Origin of the sequence: Streptomyces auratus, from assembly GCF_050433025.1 — a bacterium.
Taxonomy (GTDB): Bacteria; Actinomycetota; Actinomycetes; order Streptomycetales; family Streptomycetaceae; genus Streptomyces; species Streptomyces sioyaensis.
The window spans coordinates 1,162,578-1,182,860 of record NZ_JBNGCB010000001.1 but is presented as its reverse complement, the minus strand read 5'-3'; the positions used below and the strand labels follow the sequence as shown (position 1 = coordinate 1,182,860).

At 71.0% G+C, this 20,283-nt stretch carries 22 protein-coding genes and 1 pseudogene; 19 read left to right on the top strand and 4 right to left on the bottom strand.

Going from position 1 to position 20,283, the window contains the following annotated elements; all coding sequences use genetic code 11:
- Positions 1 to 44: 44 nt before the first annotated feature.
- Both BKA18_RS04920 and BKA18_RS04915 read left to right on the top strand, forming a co-directional pair.
- Complete coding sequence (locus BKA18_RS04920) at positions 45 to 662, top strand: hypothetical protein (RefSeq protein ID WP_096215652.1); 618 nt, start codon at positions 45 to 47, stop codon at positions 660 to 662.
- 77 nt (positions 663 to 739) lie between these two features.
- Positions 740 to 1,237, top strand: a complete 498-nt coding sequence (locus BKA18_RS04915) for an NUDIX hydrolase (protein ID WP_006607308.1) — start codon at positions 740 to 742, stop codon at positions 1,235 to 1,237.
- A 125-nt stretch (positions 1,238 to 1,362) separates the two neighbouring features.
- On the opposite strand, the gene BKA18_RS04910 is transcribed toward BKA18_RS04915, so the two are convergent.
- Positions 1,363 to 1,896 (bottom strand): hypothetical protein, encoded by a 534-nt coding sequence (locus tag BKA18_RS04910; RefSeq protein ID WP_366047521.1) that lies wholly within the window; start codon positions 1,894 to 1,896, stop codon positions 1,363 to 1,365.
- A 107-nt stretch (positions 1,897 to 2,003) separates the two neighbouring features.
- Here BKA18_RS04910 and BKA18_RS04905 point away from each other — a divergent pair, with 107 nt between their 5' ends.
- The gene (locus BKA18_RS04905; protein WP_366047520.1) at positions 2,004 to 2,141 is read left to right on the top strand and encodes a hypothetical protein; all 138 of its coding nucleotides are present in this window, start codon (positions 2,004 to 2,006) and stop codon (positions 2,139 to 2,141) included.
- A gap of 131 nt (positions 2,142 to 2,272) precedes the next feature.
- On the top strand, positions 2,273 to 2,467 hold the full coding sequence (locus tag BKA18_RS04900; RefSeq protein WP_366047519.1) for a CsbD family protein: 195 nt from the start codon (positions 2,273 to 2,275) through the stop codon (positions 2,465 to 2,467).
- Positions 2,468 to 2,715: 248 nt separating this feature from the next.
- Here BKA18_RS04900 and BKA18_RS04895 read toward each other — a convergent pair whose 3' ends face one another.
- Together BKA18_RS04895 and BKA18_RS04890 are read right to left on the bottom strand one after the other, a co-directional pair.
- Complete coding sequence (locus BKA18_RS04895; protein ID WP_366047518.1) at positions 2,716 to 3,450, bottom strand: SDR family oxidoreductase; 735 nt, start codon at positions 3,448 to 3,450, stop codon at positions 2,716 to 2,718.
- Positions 3,447 to 3,548, bottom strand: a pseudogene (locus BKA18_RS04890) (Atu4866 domain-containing protein); the annotation flags it as partial. The pseudogene BKA18_RS04890 and the gene BKA18_RS04895, both read right to left, overlap by 4 nt.
- A gap of 92 nt (positions 3,549 to 3,640) precedes the next feature.
- Here BKA18_RS04890 and BKA18_RS04885 point away from each other — a divergent pair.
- From BKA18_RS04885 to BKA18_RS04865, 5 genes are all read left to right on the top strand, one after another.
- Positions 3,641 to 4,483: a helix-turn-helix transcriptional regulator gene (locus tag BKA18_RS04885; RefSeq protein ID WP_366047517.1), complete on the top strand. Its 843-nt coding sequence runs from the start codon at positions 3,641 to 3,643 to the stop codon at positions 4,481 to 4,483.
- A 270-nt stretch (positions 4,484 to 4,753) separates the two neighbouring features.
- Positions 4,754 to 5,212 carry an SRPBCC family protein gene (locus BKA18_RS04880; protein ID WP_366047516.1) on the top strand — a complete coding sequence of 153 codons (459 nt, stop codon included), beginning with the start codon at positions 4,754 to 4,756 and terminating at the stop codon, positions 5,210 to 5,212.
- Positions 5,213 to 5,524: 312 nt separating this feature from the next.
- Positions 5,525 to 5,797, top strand: coding sequence for a DUF3761 domain-containing protein (locus tag BKA18_RS04875; RefSeq protein ID WP_006607300.1), 273 nt, complete (start codon positions 5,525 to 5,527; stop codon positions 5,795 to 5,797).
- A 348-nt stretch (positions 5,798 to 6,145) separates the two neighbouring features.
- Positions 6,146 to 6,973 carry a hypothetical protein gene (locus BKA18_RS04870; RefSeq protein WP_366047515.1) on the top strand — a complete coding sequence of 276 codons (828 nt, stop codon included), beginning with the start codon at positions 6,146 to 6,148 and terminating at the stop codon, positions 6,971 to 6,973.
- Entirely contained in the window at positions 6,970 to 7,656 is a 687-nt protein-coding gene (locus BKA18_RS04865) for a class F sortase (protein WP_366047514.1), read from the top strand. The genes BKA18_RS04870 and BKA18_RS04865 overlap by 4 nt, the downstream gene beginning before the upstream one ends.
- Positions 7,657 to 7,760: 104 nt before the next feature.
- On the opposite strand, the gene BKA18_RS04860 is transcribed toward BKA18_RS04865, so the two are convergent.
- A complete protein-coding gene (locus BKA18_RS04860; protein WP_366047513.1) occupies positions 7,761 to 8,393 on the bottom strand; it encodes a hypothetical protein in 633 nt (210 codons plus the stop codon).
- A gap of 1,033 nt (positions 8,394 to 9,426) precedes the next feature.
- Between BKA18_RS04860 and BKA18_RS04855 the strand changes: the two genes are divergently transcribed.
- The 10 genes from BKA18_RS04855 to BKA18_RS04810 all read left to right on the top strand — a co-directional run bounded on the left by BKA18_RS04855 (position 9,427) and on the right by BKA18_RS04810 (position 20,271).
- Complete coding sequence (locus tag BKA18_RS04855; RefSeq protein ID WP_429638157.1) at positions 9,427 to 10,236, top strand: phytanoyl-CoA dioxygenase family protein; 810 nt, start codon at positions 9,427 to 9,429, stop codon at positions 10,234 to 10,236.
- 352 nt (positions 10,237 to 10,588) lie between these two features.
- Entirely contained in the window at positions 10,589 to 12,550 is a 1,962-nt protein-coding gene (locus tag BKA18_RS04850) for an NAD-dependent epimerase/dehydratase family protein (RefSeq protein ID WP_366047511.1), read from the top strand.
- Entirely contained in the window at positions 12,543 to 13,928 is a 1,386-nt protein-coding gene (locus BKA18_RS04845; protein WP_366047510.1) for an MFS transporter, read from the top strand. The genes BKA18_RS04850 and BKA18_RS04845 overlap by 8 nt, the downstream gene beginning before the upstream one ends.
- A 125-nt stretch (positions 13,929 to 14,053) precedes the next feature.
- Positions 14,054 to 15,313 (top strand): nucleotide sugar dehydrogenase, encoded by a 1,260-nt coding sequence (locus BKA18_RS04840; RefSeq protein WP_366047509.1) that lies wholly within the window; start codon positions 14,054 to 14,056, stop codon positions 15,311 to 15,313.
- A gap of 12 nt (positions 15,314 to 15,325) precedes the next feature.
- A complete protein-coding gene (locus BKA18_RS04835) occupies positions 15,326 to 15,703 on the top strand; it encodes a hypothetical protein (protein WP_366047508.1) in 378 nt (125 codons plus the stop codon).
- A gap of 49 nt (positions 15,704 to 15,752) precedes the next feature.
- The gene (locus tag BKA18_RS04830) at positions 15,753 to 16,523 is read left to right on the top strand and encodes a glycosyltransferase family 2 protein (RefSeq protein WP_366047507.1); all 771 of its coding nucleotides are present in this window, start codon (positions 15,753 to 15,755) and stop codon (positions 16,521 to 16,523) included.
- A gap of 662 nt (positions 16,524 to 17,185) precedes the next feature.
- A complete protein-coding gene (locus BKA18_RS04825; protein WP_093482068.1) occupies positions 17,186 to 17,953 on the top strand; it encodes a HisA/HisF-related TIM barrel protein in 768 nt (255 codons plus the stop codon).
- Positions 17,954 to 17,974: 21 nt separating this feature from the next.
- Complete coding sequence (locus BKA18_RS04820; RefSeq protein WP_366047506.1) at positions 17,975 to 18,727, top strand: HAD family hydrolase; 753 nt, start codon at positions 17,975 to 17,977, stop codon at positions 18,725 to 18,727.
- A complete protein-coding gene (locus tag BKA18_RS04815; RefSeq protein WP_093482066.1) occupies positions 18,718 to 18,996 on the top strand; it encodes a MoaD/ThiS family protein in 279 nt (92 codons plus the stop codon). The genes BKA18_RS04820 and BKA18_RS04815 overlap by 10 nt, the downstream gene beginning before the upstream one ends.
- A 3-nt stretch (positions 18,997 to 18,999) precedes the next feature.
- Positions 19,000 to 20,271: an MFS transporter gene (locus BKA18_RS04810; RefSeq protein ID WP_366047505.1), complete on the top strand. Its 1,272-nt coding sequence runs from the start codon at positions 19,000 to 19,002 to the stop codon at positions 20,269 to 20,271.
- Positions 20,272 to 20,283: the final 12 nt, after the last annotated feature.

Sequence of the window (20,283 nt, the reverse complement as noted above, 5' to 3'; positions counted from 1 at the left end):
CCGATGCGCTGCCCCTGAGTGCAAAGACGCGTACGCTGCGTCTCATGAGGGACCACCCCCACGAGGGGGCAGCCGCCCCCGAGAGCCATGACCCGACCGACGGCGCCGACGGCCCGGCGCGCCCCGTCGGCGGCTCCCACGCGGAGCTCCCCGAGGTCTGGCACGGCAGCGCCACCAACCGTATCCAGTGGCTGCTGGCCGCGATCGGCGCGGCCTGTCTGGCCCTGGGCATCGAACTCGCCGTCGACAGCAACTGGACCTCCGGCCTGGCGCCCCTGGTGATGTCGGTGGTCGGCTGTGTCGCGGCCGGCCTGCTGGTGCTCTTCGGCACGCTCGCCTTCGTCCATGTCGCGGTGCGCGTCGACAAGGAGTGCCTGGAAGTGCGGTGCGGCCATATAGGGGTGCCGCGCCGCCGGATCCCCCTCGACACCGTCGTCGGCGCCGACTTCACCCCGCAGGTCACGCCCCGCCACTGGGGCGGCTGGGGTTACCGCTGGCGCCCCGAACAGGGCACGGCCGTGGTCGTCCGCCGCGGCGAGGGCGTGGTGCTCCGGCTCGGCGACGGGCGCACCTTCACCATCACCGTCGACGACGCGGAGGTCGCGGTGCGGGTGATCCGCGGCCGGCTCCGTCCGCGCAAGGGGAGCCCGGCGGGCGCCTGAGCGCGGCACGGGCGGACGGATGCGGCAGGGGCACATCACGCCAGGAGCCCTTGGGGGATCTCCCGTAGGGTCGGAGGATGGCAACTCCCGAATTCATCCGTGACCTGCGGACCTCCATCGGCCGGCAGCTGCTGTGGCTGCCCGGGGTCAGCGCGGTGGTCTTCGACGACCGGGGCCGCGTCCTCCTGGGCAAGCGGGTCGACACCGGCGGCTGGTCGGTGATCGGCGGCATCCCCGAGCCCGGCGAGCAGCCGGCCGAGACCGCGGTACGCGAGGTCTACGAGGAGACCGCGGTGCGGGTCGTCCCCGAGGAGGTCGTCCTCATCGAGACCATGCCGCCCACCCACTACCCCAACGGTGACGTCTGCCAGTTCATGGACGTGACGCTGCGCTGCCGGGCGATCGGCGGCGAGGCGAGGGTCAACGACGACGAGTCGCTGGAGGTGGGCTGGTTCGCGGTGGACGCCCTCCCGGAGCTCAAGGAGTACGCGCTGACCCGCATCAAGCGGGCGCTGGAGGCGGGCCCGACGTGGTTCCAGGGGATGGGGGAAGAGCCGCCGGCGGAGCAGCCCTGACCCTGAGGACTCACCGCGGGCGGATCAGGGTGATCTCCGGGGGCGCCGCGGGTTTCCCGGGCCGTGTGCGCCGCGGGCTTCCCGGGCGAGCGGGGGCCGGACCGGCTCCGGCGGCCGGAGCGCCCCTACAGCTCCTCCGTCGACGGCTCGTCCATCGGGTCGGAGGGTTCATCGGGAAGGGTGGGCAGCTGCGAGCCGTCCGGGACGTCCGGCTCGCCGGGCTGTGTGTGCCGGCCGGTCGGCTCCTCTGTGTGCATCTCCCGCTTGCTCTTGCGGCAAGTCGTGATCCAGGTGCCTGTAGGGCCGCTCTCGTACTGGCAGAGCCAGCCCCGTACGGCGAGGGTGCCCCGGTCGTCCTCGGCCTCCCGCGGCGCCCGCACGAAGAACTCGGACATCACCTTGCGGGCCTCCGCGCAGCCCACCGTGCCACCGGCCGCGGCATCCGCGAAGAGCGTGACATCGCCTTCCGGCCCCAGCGCGTCGGCGAGCTCGCCGCAGTCCACCGGCTGTCCGGGGACGGTCGGGGACGCCGAGCCCCGGCCGCCCGGCCCGCTGCCCGTGGCGGACGGCGCCGCGGGCGTCGCCTCGCCGGCGTCGTCCCCGCAGCCCGCGGCGGCAAGGGCGAGCAGCACAGTCGGCACGGTGATGAGCCTCCGCATGTCGGACTCCCTCGGACTCCCTTGTGGCGGTGGTGCGCAGACGGCACGCCGCGTCGTACGACGCTAGGGGGCCGCGGGGAGCCCGGCGAACTGGGACGACCGATCGGGTGACCCCCTCCCTGTCCCGCCGCCACCTCCTCGCCGGCCACGGGCGCCGCCTGCTCGTCAACCACGCCGGGCGCCAACTCGTCCGCCCCATGGGGGAGTCCCTGCCCGGCGCCGCGGCCCGGGATACCGACGCGTAGCGGGGCCCCCGGGACGGACCGCGGCCGGCGGGCCGGTTCCCACCGGTAGCCGCCTCCGGGTGCGCTCCGCCACGACCTGCGGCAGCGTAGTGGCGAAGCTTTCCTCTCCCCCCACATGTAAGGAGTTCGACATGGGTGGCAAAGGTGCCATGGACAAGATGAAGGGCAAGGCCAAGCAGAAGGCCGGCAAGGCCATGGGCGACGAGCGCCTGAAGGGCGAAGGCCGCGCGGACGAGGCCAAGGGCAGGGCCAAGGGCGCGGTGGGCGACGCCCGGGAGAACCTCCAGGGGATGAAGGACTCCCTGAAGGGCAAGGGCCGCTCCTGACGCCCGGCGGGGGCGTGGCGGACCCGCAGCCCCGTCTCCCGGTGCCGTCCCCGGCCCGCCACGCCCCCGCCGTACATCAGGTTCCTCAGGCCCCCGTGGACGGTACGGCCGAGGACGCCCCGCCCTTGCCCAATGCCCCGGGCGCCGCGTCCGGCCCACCGCCGCGAGATCGCGGCTGCGGGTCTCCTTCCTTTCAGACGGTTGAACTCGTCAGGGCTGACGAGTTCTTTCGGCTCCAGTGCGGGCGGCTACTGTGCGCTTGCAGCGGGGCGGACCACGATTTCGTTCACATCGACCTGCGGGGGCTGGGAGAGCGCGTACGCGATGGCGTCCGCGACGGCGGAGGCCGGCAGCGCCACCGCGCGGTAGGTCCTCATGGCCTCCCGGGCTTGCGGATCGGAGATGCCGTCGGCGAGTTCGGACTCCGTCACGCCCGGGGAGACGAGGGTGACGCGGATGTCTCCGGCGGATTCCTGGCGCAGTCCTTCGGAGAGGGCGCGGACAGCGAATTTCGTGGCGCAGTAGACGGCTGCGGTCGGCGAGACCTCGTAGGCGCCGACGGAGGCGAGGTGCACGAAATGGCCGCCGCCCTGTTCCCGCATCATCGGCAGCGCGGCGGCGATCCCATGCAGGACGCCGCGCAGGTTCACGTCGATCATGCGGTCCCACTCGCCGGTCCGCGTCGCCTCCAGGGGAGACAGCGGCATCACTCCCGCGTTGCTCACCAGGACATCGATCCGGCCGAACTCGGCGCGAGCGGCGTCGACGAACGCCCGCACGTCCGCCACGTCGGTGACGTCCAGCCGCCGGAAGGCCGCTGTGCCGCCCTCTTCCGTGATCTCTTCGGACAGCTGCTTCAGGCGGTCGGTGCGGCGCGCGCCGAGAAGGACCCGGTGCCCGTCGGCTGCGAGCCGGCGGGCGGTCGCCGCACCGATACCGCTGCTCGCGCCGGTGATCGCGACGACCTTGGTGTGCTGCGTCATGCCTGTTCCTCCCGGTGGAGGGCGAGGTGCTCGTGGGGGAGCACGTCGTCCCTGATGTCGCCTGTGGCGGCGAAGCCCGTGTCGTGGATGTCGTCGAGTCTGGGCGGCGGCAGAAGGCGCAGCCAGAACAGGCCGTGCCTGGGCATGGCACACCCAGGCACGGCCAAGGGGCGGCCCTTAGCCTGACGAAGTGATGAGCAACGACCTCGGGGACTTCCTGCGCGCGCACCGTGCCCGCCTGCTGCCGGGCGATGTGGGGCTGACGTCCTACGGCCGACGACGGGTGGCGGGCCTGCGGCGGGAGGAGGTGGCCGTCCTGGCCGGTATGAACGCCGATTACTACGCCCGCCTGGAACAGGGACGCGAATCCAGCCCCTCTCCGCAGGTCCTCGACGCGATCAGCGGCGCCCTGCGCATGGACGAGGAGACCCGCGACCACCTCTACCGGCTCGCGGACACCATGCCGGCCGGCTTCCGGGCGCACCCGCAGGAGACGGTCGGCCCGATGCTGCGGCAGCTACTGGACGGCTTCCCGCACACCCCGGCATTCGTCCTCAACCCGGCCCTGGATCTCCTGGCGGCCAACCCGCTGGCCGACGCGCTGTTCTCGCCGTTCGACCACGCGGACAACCTCGCCCGGATGATCTTCCTCGACCCCGCGGGCCGGCGCTTTTACGCACACTGGCCGCGCGCGGCCGAGGCGACCGTGGCCCACCTGCGCCAGGCCACCGGCCTCGTGCCGCACTATCCCCGCCTGCGCGCCCTCGTTCGGACACTCATGGCGTCGAGTGAGGAATTCGTCGCGCTCTGGACAGCACAGAAAGTCAACGGAAAGAACCACGATGCCAAGGAACTCCGCCACCCCGAGGTCGGGGACCTGGCACTCACCTACCAGTCCTTCGACGTACGAGGAGCGCACGCCCAGCAGCTCGTGATCTACCACGCAGAAGCAGGAAGCCCCAGTGCCCAGGCACTCACCCTGCTGGGCACCCTCGATGCCACGCGCCGCCGGGCACATTCCACGGACCGGTAGTAACCCACGGCACCACGGCAACTGCCCCGTCCTCCTTGAGCTTCTGATGCTCAGACGAACCGAACCGAACCGAACCGAACCGTCGCAGGAGCGCGGCCGCCTGCATGCAAGGACGTCGGGGCCGGCTGATTGCCGGGCCGAGCTGCTGCCAGGGCGGAAACTCCGGCGGGCGGGACTAGGGAAGCTCGCGGTGGGCACCCGCTGCAATGCGCGAAATTCGCGCTACGGGTTCTGTACCCACAGGAGAGTCGCCACTGAGGAGGCGTCACTATGAGCATGGTGAAGGAGACGGTGGACGTCGACGTCCCGGTCCACACCGCCTACAACCAGTGGACGCAGTTCGAGGAGTTCCCCCAGTTCATGGAAGGCGTCGAGAAGATCACCCAGCTCGACGACCTGCACAACCGCTGGACCACCAAGATTGGCGGCATCCGGAGGGAGTTCGACACCGAAATCGTCGACCAGCTCCCCGACGATCGGATCGCCTGGCGCACCACCAGCGGCGATACCCGGCAGAAGGGCCTCGTCAGCTTCCAGCGCCTGGACGACACGCACACCCGGGTGGAGCTCGTGATGGATGTCGAGCCCAGTGGTGTGGCGGAGACAACCGCGGACATGACGGGTGTCATCGCCCGGCGGGTCAAGGGCGATATGCAGCGCTTCAAGCACTACATCGAGCACCGGGGAACCGAGAGCGGCGCCTGGCGCGGTCGCGTCACGCCGAGCTGACCCCTGCGCCGGCGCTCGCCACAAGGGTGGCGGCGGGACTTGCGCCGCCACCCGGACGCCGGGCGATCGGCCGGACTCAGTGCGGAGATCGCCCCCCACTGAGGAGAGCCCGAACGCAGCCGGACGCCCTGGACTTCGTCGCGCCGATACCGCAACGGGGCAGTCACCGCGGCAAGTTCCCCCCTTGACATGCCCACAATGACCCTTTGCTCCCGAAGGTCACACATCCATCACAACTCCTGGATATTCCGGCCCGGCGGTATGTCATCGCGCCAAGCTCAACTCTCCAACCGGAACCACCAGGGGGGCACCTTGCTCAACACCCACCGTGCGGCACGCCGTATCCGAAGCGCCTTCGCCGCCGCCGCACTCGCCACTGCGGTGATCGCACCCGTCACCCTCGGCGCCACCACCGCGCAAGCCGCCACCGTCCACTGCGCGCACCACACCACCGGCACCTGTGGCACCCACATCAAGCACCCTCGAGGCGCCATGGCCAAGTGCAAGGACGGCACCTGGTCCTACAGCCGCCACTTCTCCGGCACCTGCAGCCACCACCACGGCGTGCGGTACTGGTTCAAGTAGGCCGACCCGGGGCCGCTGTGGCCCCAGCATGCCGATGCCCCGTCCGGTTTCCCGGGCGGGGCATCGGGCCGTTTCGAGGGCGCCTCCCCTCTGCCTGTCCGGGCAAACTCCGGCTGGTCAGCACGCGTCCGGGGTCGCCCGGGGGCCGCCCGCCGGGCGCCGCCCGTCCGGGGTTTTCCGGCGGCCACCAGATTTTTTTCGCACGCCACCAATCCGCCGGGGCGGCAGCTCCGAATAACGGCTGATGCCTCGTTGAGGTGTTGCTTCTGCCTCGCTGAGGTGTTGCTTCGAACCCGGACGACGTGCGGTCCCCCCTCCTCCGCGGAGGCCGCCGGAAAAGGAACGAACGTGATAGCCAAGCGCACCAGCCGACTCGCCGTACTCGTTGCTCTGCCTGCCGCCCTGGCCCTCACCGCGGGTGCCTCGTCCCAGGCCGTCGCCGAGGGCAACGGCGCGTACCAGATCAACCTGTCGCAGCTGAACAACTCCGGCTCCAAGGGCACCGCGATGCTCAGCCTCAAGGGCCACGAGCTGACCGTGAAGATCGAGTCCGAGGGGCATGTGCCCGGGCAGCCCTCCGCCCAGCACCTCCATGGCTCCACCGACGGCCACGACTTCCACTGCCCGGACCCGAGCGCCGACACCAACGGCGACGGAGTCATCAACAACACCGAAGCCACGGTCGACTACGGCAACATCAACATCTCGCTCACCACCAAGGGGCCCACGGACGCCATGGGCAGTGGTCTCGCCGTCGACCGCATGCCCGTGGCCGACGCGCAGGGGAAGCTCTCCTACGAGCGCACGATTCCCGTCTCCCAGGCGGTGGTCGACCACATCAAGGACCTGCACATCGTGCAGCACGGCATCGACCGCAACAACAACAAGAAGTACGACTTCGAGGGCGCCGGCAAGAGCGAACTCGATCCCAAGCTCCCCCAGGAGGCCACCGCCCCGACCAACTGCGGTGAGGTTCAGGGCGCCGCGGTGGGATCCATCCCCGTCGGCGGTGTCGAGACCGGCACCGGGCCCGTCGAGGAGAAGGCGATGCCGGCCGCGATGATCGGTGCCGGAGGAGCGGCCTTCGTGGTGGTCACCGGCGCGCTGGCCCTCGTACGGCGACGGCGGGGCGTGCTCTTCGCCGGGCGCAACCGGAGCAACGGGGGCGCCGCGTGAACCGCTGGAGCCAGGAAATCGTGTGCACCGCCGGCCGTCGGGGGCGCCGTGCCACCGCATACGTGCTCGCCGCGGCGATGGCGTCCGTGCTCCTTGCCGGGTGCGGGGGACAGGGTGCGGCGCCGCCCCAGTCGGCCCCCGCGGAGCAGCAGCCGGCTCAGGGCGGCGGTCAGTCGTCCCAGGACGGGGCAGCCGGGGGAGACGCCGGTGCGAAAGCCGCCGCCGCGATGCCGAAGTCGGCCCCAGAACGGCTCTCCATCCCCGCGCTCAAGGTCTCCTCCCCGCTGGAGTCGCTGGGTCAGCACAAGAACGGATCCATGCAGACGCCCAAGGACCCCGCCAAGGCGGGCTGGTACGAGCCGGGGCCGACGCCCGGCTCGCAGGGGCCGGCCGTGATCGCCGGTCATGTCACCTGGAACGGCACGCCGGCGGTGTTCCACGCGCTGTCCAAGATGAAGGCCGGTGACGCCATCGACGTCACCCGGCAGGACGGGAGCACGGCGAAGTTCACCGTCGACCGCGTGGCCCAGTACCCGAAGAACAAGTTCCCCACGCTCGAGGTGTACAAGAACCTCGACCACGCCGGCCTCCGCCTGATCACCTGCGGCGGCGACTACGACCAGGGAAAGCACTACTACCCCGACAACCTGGTGGTGTTCGCCAGCCTCACGGGCAAGGCGTAACCGCGACCCGCGGTGAACCGGCCGGCGGCCCGGCGCCCCCGCGGCGGCGACCGGGCCGTCGGCTCGCTGCGGAACCGCCCCCGCTCAGGGTGATGGACGCTGTATCAGGACGGCGCTCCCGAGTACCAGTCGATCATGGCCCGGTACTCGGGAGCGGGCGTGTTGTCGGGGGACAGCCAGTCCTCCGGACCGCGCCGGTGTTCCCAGGCCAGGTGTCGTTCTCCGATGGCGGCGACGAAATCGGCGGCCAGCCGCCCCGCCTCATGGAGGTCCTGGTCCGGGGATTGCGAGCTGGCGCCGACGATCTGGCCGCGCACCTCCGCGGAGTGGCCGTACCGGAAATCGCCGGTGCCGAGGCGGTGCGGATCGACGTGCACCGCCTCACCGTTGTTGCGCCCCAGGCGGCGGTGGCAGCCGGCCTTCGCGGCCGCGTTCGGCAGGTACTCGTGGCCGCGGTCGCCGATGACGACCACGCCCAGCACCGCGCTGTCGTTCGGTACCCAGGGGCCCGCGGTGGCGTCCATCAGGACGAAGCCCATCATCGGGCGGGGGTAGGCGCCGCGGGGCGCGCGCTCGCCGGCGGTGTGGTTCCGCCAGATGGCGGCCGCGCGCTGGAGCGCCAACTCAAGGAGCAGCGCGTCGAGTTGATCGCCGGTGAGCAGGTACGCGTAGGGGTTCCGACGGTGTGCCACATGGACCTTGAGCCCGTCGGGCGAGACGGTCTCGGCGCCTGTCATGCCTTCTCCTTGTGGGACTGACAGGGCCGTTCACCGAGTCGCCGAGCTTCGCGTGCGAGGGCAAGGGGTGGCGCTCGGTGACTGGCCCGCTGGGGTGGGCTCCATGTCATGACGGGTGTCCTCACGGACGTCATGACAGAACTCGTCACCGCGGGCGGTGCGGGGGAGTGGGGCGTGCGGAGGGAGCGCGTCCACGCTGGGTACTTGTGTTCTCCCAGGCATGGTGTGGTGCGAGTGGTGCCCATGGTGCGAGTGCGGGGGCGGGGTGTCATCAGTGCGCAGGGTCACGTTTAGGGGGTGGCTGGAGCGCGCGGGCAGGGGGCGGCAGGAAAGGCCGCTGATAGCGGGGCGCCTTTCCGTGTACCGGAAACCGGAAAAAGTCCTTCCGGTGCTTGATGAAGGTGAGCGGACGGCCGAAACTCGGCTCTCCGGTGAGCGTTATCCAGCCAAACCCGAGCGTGTGGGTGGGGTGGCTCCGGGCGGTCGAGGATGTCGGGAAGCTGTCGTGTGGGCGTACGGGGGGAAATCTCAAGCCGGCCCGATGTATTGGTTTTTTCCAATCGGGCGAATCGCCCATCAAGCACCACAGTCGAGAGATGTACTCATCTCGTTCTCCGGGAAAGACCTCGGGCGTGGGCTGCCTTGACTGCCACGAAATCCGTATGTAAAAATTTCCGGCGTTGTGAAGATCAACTCGCCAACGGGGGGCCTATCGGGGCTGAGTGGGGATCGTTGGGGAATGGCCAGGCCTTCCCGTTGTTGTTGCCAGTTGCTTGGAACGCTAAATTCCGTTTTTTTGCTCATGCTTGCCGGGTGGCCTGCGCTCTATGCGTGGCAGGTCCCGGAGGTGTTCCGTATTCTTGCCCCCGATGGGGCTCACCCTTCGATTGCGGCCATCCGGCCCCGGATGATGTCTTCTTCCGTCCATCAAGATCATTGAAATGGCGATGGGCGCAGTTCCTCTCATGCGCACGCCCTCTGGTCGGGTACGTCGGCAAGGCCGGGGGAAACACTCACGAGAATGGGTCTCGCAATGACGCTGAGCACTGATCTCGAACGTACGCAGGTATTCCAGCAGGATGGGTTCGCCTTGACCGGAGAACTGCTCTCCATGGCCGAGGTGGAAACCTACCGAAATATCTATGACCGCCTCTTGAGTGGTGAGATAGAAAGCGGCGACAAGCGCTCAGATCTCGCTTCCCATGTTCCGCGCCGGGAGGGGGTCCGGGAGAACATCACCCAGATCATGTGGCCCTCGGCGCTCTACGCACCGTTGAAGGATCTGCCGCTGCACTCCCGGGCGTTGACGATGGCGCGTGAACTGATCGGCGACGACGCCGTGCTGGACTTCGACATGCTGATTCACAAGGCGCCGCACACCGGGGTGCCGACCCCGTGGCATCAGGACGCGGCCTACTGGATCGATCTGCCCGACACCCGGGCGGTCTCGATCTGGGTGGCGCTGGACGAGGCCACTTTGGACAACGGCTGCATGTGGTATATCCGGGGTTCGCACCAGAAGCCCATTCGCCCCCACCGGCCGACCAGCGACGGCCGCAACATCGAATGCGACTGCTCCGAGGACGAACCCGGCGCGACTGCGGTGCCGTTGTCGCTCGGCGAGGGAGTCGCGCATGCCGGCGGTACGCTGCATTACTCCCGCGGCAACATCTCGGTCCGGACCCGACGTGCATGGATCCTCAATTACCGCCCCGCCGACATGATTCGGCTGGAGCGGGAGCAGGGCATGGATCACGGCCTTGAGAACAATGAGCGCATGGTGCGCAATGCCGATGCCGCTGATGCCGCCGATGTCGCCGATGTGGTCGGTTCCGGTGACTGAGGCGCCGGTGCGCCGGTGCGCCCGTGCGTGAGTGGTGACCCCACCCGAGTTGTGGCCCCGCTCCACCGTGAGTTCTGACCTCTGGCGGTGAGTGTCGCTCTTCCGGAGATCGCTGCTCACCGGGGTGCGAAAATTCGGCGAATCGATCTTTCCGGTGCCGGCGCAGGAGGCCGGATCAGATCCCCCCGAAACGGCCGGAGTTCACCTCGTTCCTCGACTGACATCCGCCGTGGTCGTGCGTGATTCCCGTGGTCTTGCATTTCCCGGACTGTGACCCGGCGACAGCCTTCTCCCCGCTCTCCCTTCCCACACCCCCCTTTCGCCGCCCCAGTTACTCTTGCGAGGTAGTGCAATGGATGATCCCCTGAGCCATCCGTCCGCGTCGAATGCGTCCGCATCGAATCCGTCCGCATCGAATCCGGCCACCTCGACGGCGTTCACGAACGGGCCGGTCAAGCTGAGTGGTGCGGTCATGGCGCATCCCCGGCGCGCCGAGGCCGCCCAGTTACTCGCGGGCCGCGACGCGCAGGGCCGGGTGGCCGTGGTGCTGGACCCCGAGCCCGAGGGGCCCCCGACGGCGCTGCGTACCGCCAATCCGGCGTGGAGCTGCGTGGCGGAGGACGCCACGCACCATCTGGTGCTGCAGGACGACGTGGTCCTCGCCGAGGGATTCTTCGCGCACGCGGAGCGCGTCGCGGCGGCGGTGCCGCACGAGGCCGTGGCCTTCTACGCCGGCTGGGAAGGGCGCAACGGTGCCGTGGTGCGCCTGGCGGCGCTGACGGGCGCGCAGTGGGCCTACGCGCTCCAGGAGCACGTGCCCTGCCTGGCGTTGCTGCTCCCGGCCCAAGTCGCCCGGGGATACGCGCGGTTCGCGACCGAGCAGGGCGCCGGCTGGCCCTACGACGTGGTGATGCAGCGCTACCTCAACGTATGCGGTGTCCCGGTGCGGGTGTCCGTACCCAGCACGGTGGACCATACCGAGGTGCCCAGCATCGCCGGCAACAGCACCCACGGGTGGCGGCGGGCGGCCCTCTACACCAGCGAGGCGGCCGCACCCACGACGTACGACTGCGCCGATTTCCCGGTCGTCCCCTTCTACCAGTACGGCGAGGCCCGGTGCGCGGTCCGGTACGGGACGGAGCGGGAGTACGTCGAGACCGAGCGGTACCTCCAGCGGATCGGCCTGCTGGAGCACAGCCATGCGGCCTTCGCCGCGGCCGGGCCGTCTTCGCTGTCCGAGCAGGTGGCGAGGGCCGTGTGGATGACGGGGTTCGCGCTCGGCACCGCCGTGGCCGGCCTCACGACCGAGGCACCCGACCCGTCGGTCGCGCGGGAGGTGATGGAATCGCTGGGGCCCGGCGGCCTGTGTGAGGACTTCACCGCCGACGAGCTGAACGAACTGGTACCTCCCGTACGGGACTTGGCCCTGGCGGCGCTGGAGGAGGGACGCAGGGCCGGGCGCAAGCCGGCGACGGACCCGCCCGCCGCCCGGGTCGCCGTCACCGGAGGCGAGCGCGGCTTCGGGCCGCAACTGGCCCGGCTGCTGGGCGACGTGGGGCAGCCCGCCGGTCATTTTCCGCACCCCGTGACCGGCAAGGACCTGGACGGCGTCGTGCACCTGGTGCACCTGGGCTCCCCGGCCACGGATCCGGGCCGGCTGGCGGATGTCCTGGCGGCCGCGGAGGAGGCAGGGGTGGAGCGGCTCGTCTACGCCGGTTCCGCGGCGGTCTACCGCGGCAGCGGTGAGCAGTCCGTGACGGAGGGGTCGCTGACGGGGCCGCCGCAGGACCCGGTCGCCCTGGCGTGGTGGCGCGAGGAGGAGCAGTGCCGCCAGTGGGGCGAGCGGAGCGGCATCCCGGTGCAGGTCCTGCGGCTGGCCCAGCCGGTGGGGCCGCACGCCCCCGCCGACACCACGCCCGCGCAGTGGATCCATCGGGTGTGGACGCGTAAGCCGCTGCACCTGTGCCCGCAGCGGCAGCACCAGGTCGTGGACTACCGGGACATGGCGGGCGCGATCGCCGCCGTCCTGGCGGCACGGCCGCAGCACCCGGTGCTCCACGTCGCCTCAGGGACGTACGAAGAGGAGGAGCTGGCCGAGCTGATCTCGGTCGTCGCCCGCCGCACCCCCTGGGAGCGGCTCTCCGACGCCGGGGTCCCACAGCCGGTCATGGCGACCGATCTGATCGGCACCGCACTGCACTGGCAGGGCTCGGCCTCGCTGTTCGACGGCATGCGGGCGCTGGCCCAGTGGCTCGCCTGCGACACCCACGGCACCGGCACCGGCGGGCCGCGGCGGGCTGACGGCGATGGCTGAGCAGGCGCCGGCCCGGGCCGAGGCCGCTGCGGAAGGGCTGTTCTCCCGGACGTACGCGGCCGCCACGGCCAGCTTCGCCGGGGTGATGTTCCTGACCGGGTTCGCCGCGCTGGCCGTGGTGCCCACCCTGCCGGTGGCCGCACAGGACCTGGACGGGGTGTCGCTCTACCCCATGGTGGCGGGCTGCTTCGTGGCCGCGAGCCTGCTCGGCGGGGTGCTCGGCGGCGGCTGGGCGGACCGGGCGGGGGCGCGCCGCCCGCTGGCGGCGGGCCTGCTCCTGGCGGTGGTCACCCTGCTGGTCTCGGCCACCAGCACCACCATCTGGCAGCTGGCGGCCGGGCGCTTCCTGGACGGGGTGGCGGGCGGGATGGTCGCGGTGTCGATCAACACCGCCATCGGCCAGGCCTACCCCGACCGCCTGCGGCCACGGGCCCTGGCGCTGATGAGCACCTGCTGGATCGTCCCGTCGCTCGCCGGCCCTCCGCTGGCGGGACTGGTGGCCGCCTGGTGGTCCTGGCGGGCGGTGTTCTTCGGCCTGGCCGCGCTGACCCTGCTGCCGGCGCTGGCCGTGGTGGCGATGCTGCGCAGCCGCTCCCGGCACGCCGCGCCCGAGCCGTCGGACGCGCGGACGCCGCGCCCCGCCCTGCTCGTCGCGGCGGCGGTGAGCGCGGGCGCGGCGCTGGCGCAGTACGGCATTTCGGGCTGGGACCTGCGCCATCTGGTGTGCACGGCGACGGGGCTCGCCCTGCTCGCGGTGTTCGCCGCCCGGCTGCTGCCGCCGGGCACCTGGCGCGGCGCGCGAGGCCTGCCCGCCACGGTGCTGCTGCGCGGGCTGGCGTCAGGGGTGTACTTCACGCTGGAGGCCTTCGTTCCGCTGTTGCTCGACACTGTCCGGCGGGTGCCGGCCGCGGTGACCGGCCTGGCCTTCACGGGCGCGGCCATCGCCTGGGCCGGTGCCTCCTGGGTGCAGGGCCGCCTGCACGAGCGCTGCCCCCGCCACCGCCTGGTCGCGGCCGGTGCGCTGCTGCTGGCGGCGGCGGTCGCGCTCGCCACGGTCGGCACGTTGCCCGCGCTGCCCGCGCTCACCGCCGCCTCGGCCATGCTTCTCGCGGCCGTCGGGATGGGCCTGCTCGTCCCCTCGCTCACCCTCCTCTCCCTCTCGCACAGCCCGCCCGACCGGCAGGGCTATGCCAGCAGCGCGATGCAGACCACCCAGAACCTGGGCCAGATCACGGTCATGGGCCTCGCCTCCGCCCTGTTCCACGCCGGCCTGGGCACGGGCTCCACCGGTCTGGCCGGCTATGTCGCCGCCTTCGGGCTGCTGCTCGTGCCGAGCGTCCTGGCTGCCCTGCTCGCCGCTCGCGCCCGTACGGCGTGAGGCCCGCGCCCGTACGGCGTGAGGGCCCGCGCCCGCACAGCGTGAGGCCCGCGCCCGCACGGCGTGAGCCGAGCGCCTCCCCGTAGACCTGCTTCTCCGTCAGAAAGCATCAGAAAGGGACAACCGTGCGCAGTGACTTGGTCGTCATCGGCCTGGGGTACGTCGGACTGCCGCTCGCGCTGGAGGCGTGCCGCTCCGGGCTGACCGTCACCGGCCTGGACCGTGACGCGGAAACGGTGGCGCGGCTCACCGCGGGCACCTCCCACATCGGCGACGTCGCCGACGACGAGGTCGCCGCCATGCGCGCGGCCGGCTTCACCGCCACAACCGACGAGGGGGTGCTCGCGGACGCCGCCGCGGTGGTGGTGTGCGTGCCGACCCCGCTGAGCGCCCACAGCGGCCCCGATCTGGCCATGGTCGAGGCCGCCTGCGCGGCGGTGACCCGGCAGCTGCGGCCCGGGACGCTGGTGGTCCTGGAGTCGACCACCTACCCGGGCACCACCGACGAAGTGGTGCGCCCGATCCTGGAGCGCTCGGGGTTACGGGCCGGGACCGACTTCCACCTGGCCTTCTCCCCGGAACGCGTCGATCCGGGCAACAAGCACTTCGGGATCAAGAACACCCCGAAGATCGTCGGGGGGTACACCCCGGACTGCACGGCCGCCGCCGGAGCCCTCTACGGCAAGTTCGTCGACACCGTGGTCCAGGCGGCCGGCACCCGCGAGGCCGAGATGGCCAAGCTCATCGAGAACACCTACCGGCACGTCAACATCGCCCTGGTCAACGAGATGGCGGTGTTCTGCCACGAGCTGGGGATCGATCTGTGGGACGCGATCGCGTGCGCGTCCACCAAGCCCTTCGGCTTTCAGGCGTTCCGCCCCGGTCCGGGCGTCGGCGGCCACTGCATCCCGATCGACCCCAACTACCTGGCCCACAAGGTCCGCACCCTGGGCTATCCGTTCAGAATGGTGGAACTCGCCCAGGAGATCAACACACGGATGCCGCGCTACGTCGTCGAGCGGGCGCAGCAACTGCTCGACCGGGCGGGCAGGACCCTCAGCGGTGCCCGAGTGCTGCTGCTCGGCGTCACGTACAAGGCCGACGTCGCCGACCAGCGCGAAACCAGTGCCCGCCCGGTGGCGAGGCGCCTGCGCGCGCTGGGCGCCCACGTCGTCTTCCATGACCCCTATGTGTCCCAGTGGGAGGTCGACGACAGCGCCGTGTCCGCCGCCCCCGATCTGCCGCAGGCCCTGAGGGAGGCAGACCTCGTGATCCTGCTGCAACAGCACCGCTGCTACGACCTCGACGAGATCGCGCACCACGCCCCGCTGCTGCTCGATACCCGCGGCAGCGCCCCCGCTCGCGCCCACGTCGAACTCCTCTAGGAGGAAGGGGAGTTGTCTGCGCACGCGGTACAGGCCGCCTGCTACGGAATCGGAGCGATCTACCCCGTGGTGATCCTCGACGAGGTCCACCGATGGGCCCGGCCGACCCACCCCGGCCTTCCCGAGCAGCAGCCCGGAACGGGCCACGGCATGCTCGTCCTGCGCTGGACCGGGCCGCAGGGCGAACACACCGCGGCCCCCGGCCTGCTCGCGGCCGCGGCGGCCCGGGCCCCCGCCATGCCGGCCACCGGCGACGAACTCCTCGCCTACCAGCAGTCGTTGCCGCACGGCCTCTACCTGACCACGCTGTCCGCCGAGCTCGTCCTCGGGCCCTGGGAGCAGCGGCCGGGTGCCGCCTGTGCCCCCGGTTCCCTGCACCGCTCCGCATGAGCCTCCTGCCCGTCCGCTTCCGCCCGTCCCTTGCCGCGAGGAAGTTCCCGTGCCCCATGCGAATGCCGACGTCGCCGTCATCACGCCCACCCGTCTGCGGCCCGAGCGGCGCCCCTACCTGATCGCGCTGTACGAGAGTCTGTGCAGGCAGGATGCCTCGTGGGAGTGGGTCGTGTCCCTGGACGGCGTTCCGTTACCCGACGTGCCCGCCCGGCTCCGGGAGGACCCCCGGGTCCGCGTGGTCGACCTCCCCAGGGCGGTCGGCGCGGGCGCTGCGCGGAACTTCGCGCTGAACGAGGTCTCCGCGGAGTGGTGCACCACGGCGGACGACGACGATCTGCTCCCCGAGGGGTCGCTGTCGGTCCGCCTGGCACACGCCCGCGCGCATGCCCTCGGCTGGGCCGCGGGCTGGTCGGCCGACCTGCATCCGGACGGCTCGGCGGTCACCTGGCGCTGCCCGACGCCGCCGGGCTTCCACGCTCCCGGTGAGGTATGGGGGTATTGGAGGTCGCCGGAGGCCACCATCCCCCTCGGACCGACCACGCTGCTCGCACGGACGGACCTCATCCGCGGCTGCGGTGGCTACGCCGCGCTCCCGCAGGGCGAGGACTACGCCTATCTGGTCGGTGTGACGGGCGTTGCCCGCGGAGCCCTGGTGCCCACCGTCGTCTACCACTACAGAAAGCACCCCGCACAGATGACGGCGCAGCCCGGCTATCCGCTGCTGGAGTCCCGCGCCCGGCAGTTCGCGTACCGCCAGGGTGAGCACCTGGCCGCGCGGTACGAGGCGGCGAGCGGGCGCAGCCGCGTGGCCTCGTGACGGGCGCGGGGGCGTCGTGCCGTACGGCCGCCCGGGACTGCGTGCGGGTGTGCCGGGCGTCGCGGGCCAGGCGCGACTTTGCGGACCCGCCCAGGAGGTTTTCCTATGAGAAAGGAGGGAAATGGCCGCGTCACCGCGACGGTGCGGACCGCCTCCACGACGCGTCCGGAATCATTCATTCACCCCCGTTCCGGCACGGCATTCAGCAGAGGGATTCAGCCAATTGACAGGACCCTCTTGGTCAATGTGGGAGGGGAGTCTCGGCCGCTCCCGGAAAGTCGGCTGTGAACAGAAGTTGAATCCCAGGTCAGAGCAATGGCCGGAGCCGCTGGATCGCGATTTCCTGGGGCGCGCCGGGTGCGGTGCATCCCCCAGCGGTGCCTGCGATGCCCGACCGCCCCGCAAACAGCGCAGGTCACAGGGGTGTGGTCGGCCCCGGAATGATCCGCGCCGGTCAGCCCAACGTGCTTTTGGCAGTTGACAGTTGGGTGTGCCCGGTCACAAGATCCGTCAGTCGATTCACACCGCGGACCTCAACTCGACGAGTGGAGAGTTCGGCGGCCGCGGTATGGCGGACGCATTTCGTGAACGGAAACGATGGGTGCCACTGATTCCACTCGAACCATGTCGTTGCTCTTTCAGATCCCCAAAGGAGAACTTATATGTCAACGGCTGCCGTAAGTGCTGCTGTTACCACTGATCCCTGGCTCTCCCTCCGCGGCCGCGAATTCCGGTCCCGGCTCATCCTTGGCATTGAGCAGTACACCGACCCCACTCTCGTCAGTGAGGTCCTGCGCAGCGCGGCGTGCGATGTCTTCATCACCACCTTCGACCTGGAACAGACCAAGCCCAGCCTGCTGATGTCGGACCTGGACGACGCCGTCGGGCTCGACGACTACGTGTGGATCGGGACCACGTCCTTCGCCCGCTCCCAGCAGGACGCCCTCCTCACCGCGCGCCGGCTGCGCGACTCCTACGGCATCGACATCATGAAGCTCGACGTCCGCCCCTCGGACAACCTGCCGCACAACGCCCAGACCGTCACGGCGGCAGCGGAGCTGATCGCGGAGGGCTTCGACGTCCTGCCGTTCATCCTGCCCGACCCCGCCACGGCCGTCGCCCTGGAGCAGGCCGGCTGTGCCGCCGTCCGCGTCATGTGTTCGCCGGTCGCCAGCGCCCGAGGCGTGGTCGACGAGCGTGCGGTGCGGGAGACGATGGCCGCCGTCTCCATACCGGTGGTGCTGGAAGGCGGCCTGGGCACTCCCGCCCAGGTGGTCCGTGCGATGGAACTCGGTGCCGACGCGGTACTGGTCAACACCGCCGTCGCGCAGGCTCCTTCACCCACCAAGCTCGCGGAGTCGATGCGGCTGGCGGTGGAGGCCGGCCGTCTCGCGGCCGACCAGGACCTCGTGGGTCCGCTCGACAAGTAAGGCAATACCGGAGGTATCACTGTGCAGTTTTCTGGCGTGCTGTTCGACATGGACGGCGTCCTGGTCGATACGGACCAAGCCGTCGCCGACCTGTGGAACGGGCTGGCCTCGGAGTACGGACTGACCATCAGCGACGGGGAGTTCGCGGCCCATGTGTATGGCTGCGTCCCCGAGCACACCGTCGAGACGGTGTTCGCCCCGCTCGCTGAACCGGACCGGGCGAAGGTCTTGACCCGGGTGCGTGAGTCCGAACCCGACCTGGCCTGCACGCCGGTTCCCCGTGCCTCCGAACTCGTGCACGACCTGGCCGGCGCGGGCGTACCGCTGGCCCTCGTCACCGGTGCCTCGGCAGCCCGGGCGGATCGCGCGCTGCGGACGCTCGGGCTGACGGGTCGCTTCGGCACCACCGTGACCTGGGGCGAATCCGCCCGCGGCAAACCCGCGCCGGACTGTTATCTGCTGGCCGCCCGCCGGCTGGGCATCCCGCCCGCCGCATGCCTGGTCTTCGAGGACACCTCGGGCGGGGTGCGTGCGGCCACCGCGGCCGGCGCCACCTGCGTCGCGGTGAGCCGGCTCGACCCGGCGCCCTTGCGGGCCGGCGGGGCCCGCCACGTCGTCCCGGGCTTCGAGGCGGTGTCGTTCCGTCGGCACGCGGCCGGGGCGGTGCTCAACGTGGCGGACCAGGAGGACATGCAGTTCGGCTCCACTGCGGGGCACCACCCGGTGACCCCGACCACGGCAACCCACACAGAAGGGGGCTCACCATGCCGGTGACAGTCCGGATTCCCACGGTCCTGCGCACCTACACCGCCGGCGCGGCCGAGGTGTCGCTGAACACGGGCACCGTCGGCGAGGCGTTCACCGCGCTCGAGGGCGACTTCCCGGGCATCTGCTCACGCATCCTGGACGACGACGGGAAGTTGCGCCGCTTCATCAACGTCTACGTGGAGGACGAGGACATCCGCGGGGCCGACAGTCTGGGGACCGTCACCCCGGACGGGTCGAAGATCTCCGTCATTCCCGCGGTCGCCGGAGGCTGTTGACCTATGACCGTCCCGCGACGACGCGGCCCCACCGCCCCTCGCGGGACGGCCAAGGCCGGCTCCTTTGACCTCTCCACCCGCTGCGACGGGCCGGTCTTCCGGCGCGATCGCCTCACCGCCCTGGGGTACACCAGCCTGGCGGCATACGCCTACTGCCTGTACGCCCTCGCCCCCTTCCTCACCCTTCTCCGGCGTGACCTGGACTTCAGCTACCTGGTCATGAGCCTGCACTCCACGACGTTCGCCGCCGGCAGTGTGCTGTCCGGTCTCTTCTTCACCCAGGCGCTGCGCCGCCTCGGCCGGCACCGGCTGTTCTGGCTGTCCGTGATCGGCACCGCCTGCGGCGCCGTCCTGCTCGCCGTCGGCCACACCGTCGCGTTCACCCTCGCCGCCACGGCCCTGCTGGGCCTCACCGGACCGATGCTCCAGACGTCCAGCCTCGCGCTGCTCTCCGTCCACCACTCCGCGCACCGGGACCGGGCGCTGGTGGAGGCCAACGCGACCGCCAGTCTGGCCGCGGTGCTCGCCCCCGCCGTGATCGGCTCCTTGGGCGGCACCGACAGCGGCTGGCGGGCGGGGCTGGCGCTGCCGGTCGTCGCCTTCGGCCTCCTCTACGCGCTGGGCCGGGGCCGACCCTTGCCCGACCAGGGCCCCGCCGCCGGCACCGTGCGCCAAGGCCGCTTGCCCGCCCGCTTCTGGCTGCGTTCCGCCGCTCTGGGGGCCGCGGCCGGCATCGAGTTCGGGACGGTCTTCTACGGAGCGCCGCTGCTGGTGAGCCGCCTGGACCTCAGCATCAGCCATGCCGCCACCCTCATGACCCTCTTCGCCGTGGGCATCCTGATCGGGCGTACGGCGGGGAGCCGGCTGGTGAACGACCAGGGCAAGGCGCCCCGGTTGCTGACCGGCTCCCTCCTGCTCACCGCGGCGGGGCTCGGCATCTTCTGGTCCTCGTATGCGGTCGTGCTGTCCAGCGCTGCGCTGCTGATCGCGGGAGCGGGGGTGGCCAACCTCTTCCCGCTCAGCTTCTCGCACGCCATCGCCGCCGCGCCGGACCGCTCCGACCTCGCGGCCGCCCGCAACCAACTCGTGGTGAACTCCGCGATCATGGCGGCGCCGCTGGCGTTGGGTGCACTGTCCGACCGGGTCGGGGTGTCGTCCGCGTTCGCCGTGCAGGCCGTGCTGATCGTCGCGGCGCTGCTGCTGGTCACCGTGGACCGGCGGCCGGCCGCGGCCGGCGGTGCGGGACGCGATCCGCTTCCGGCGGACCGGGGTTGATCTGAGCCGGGC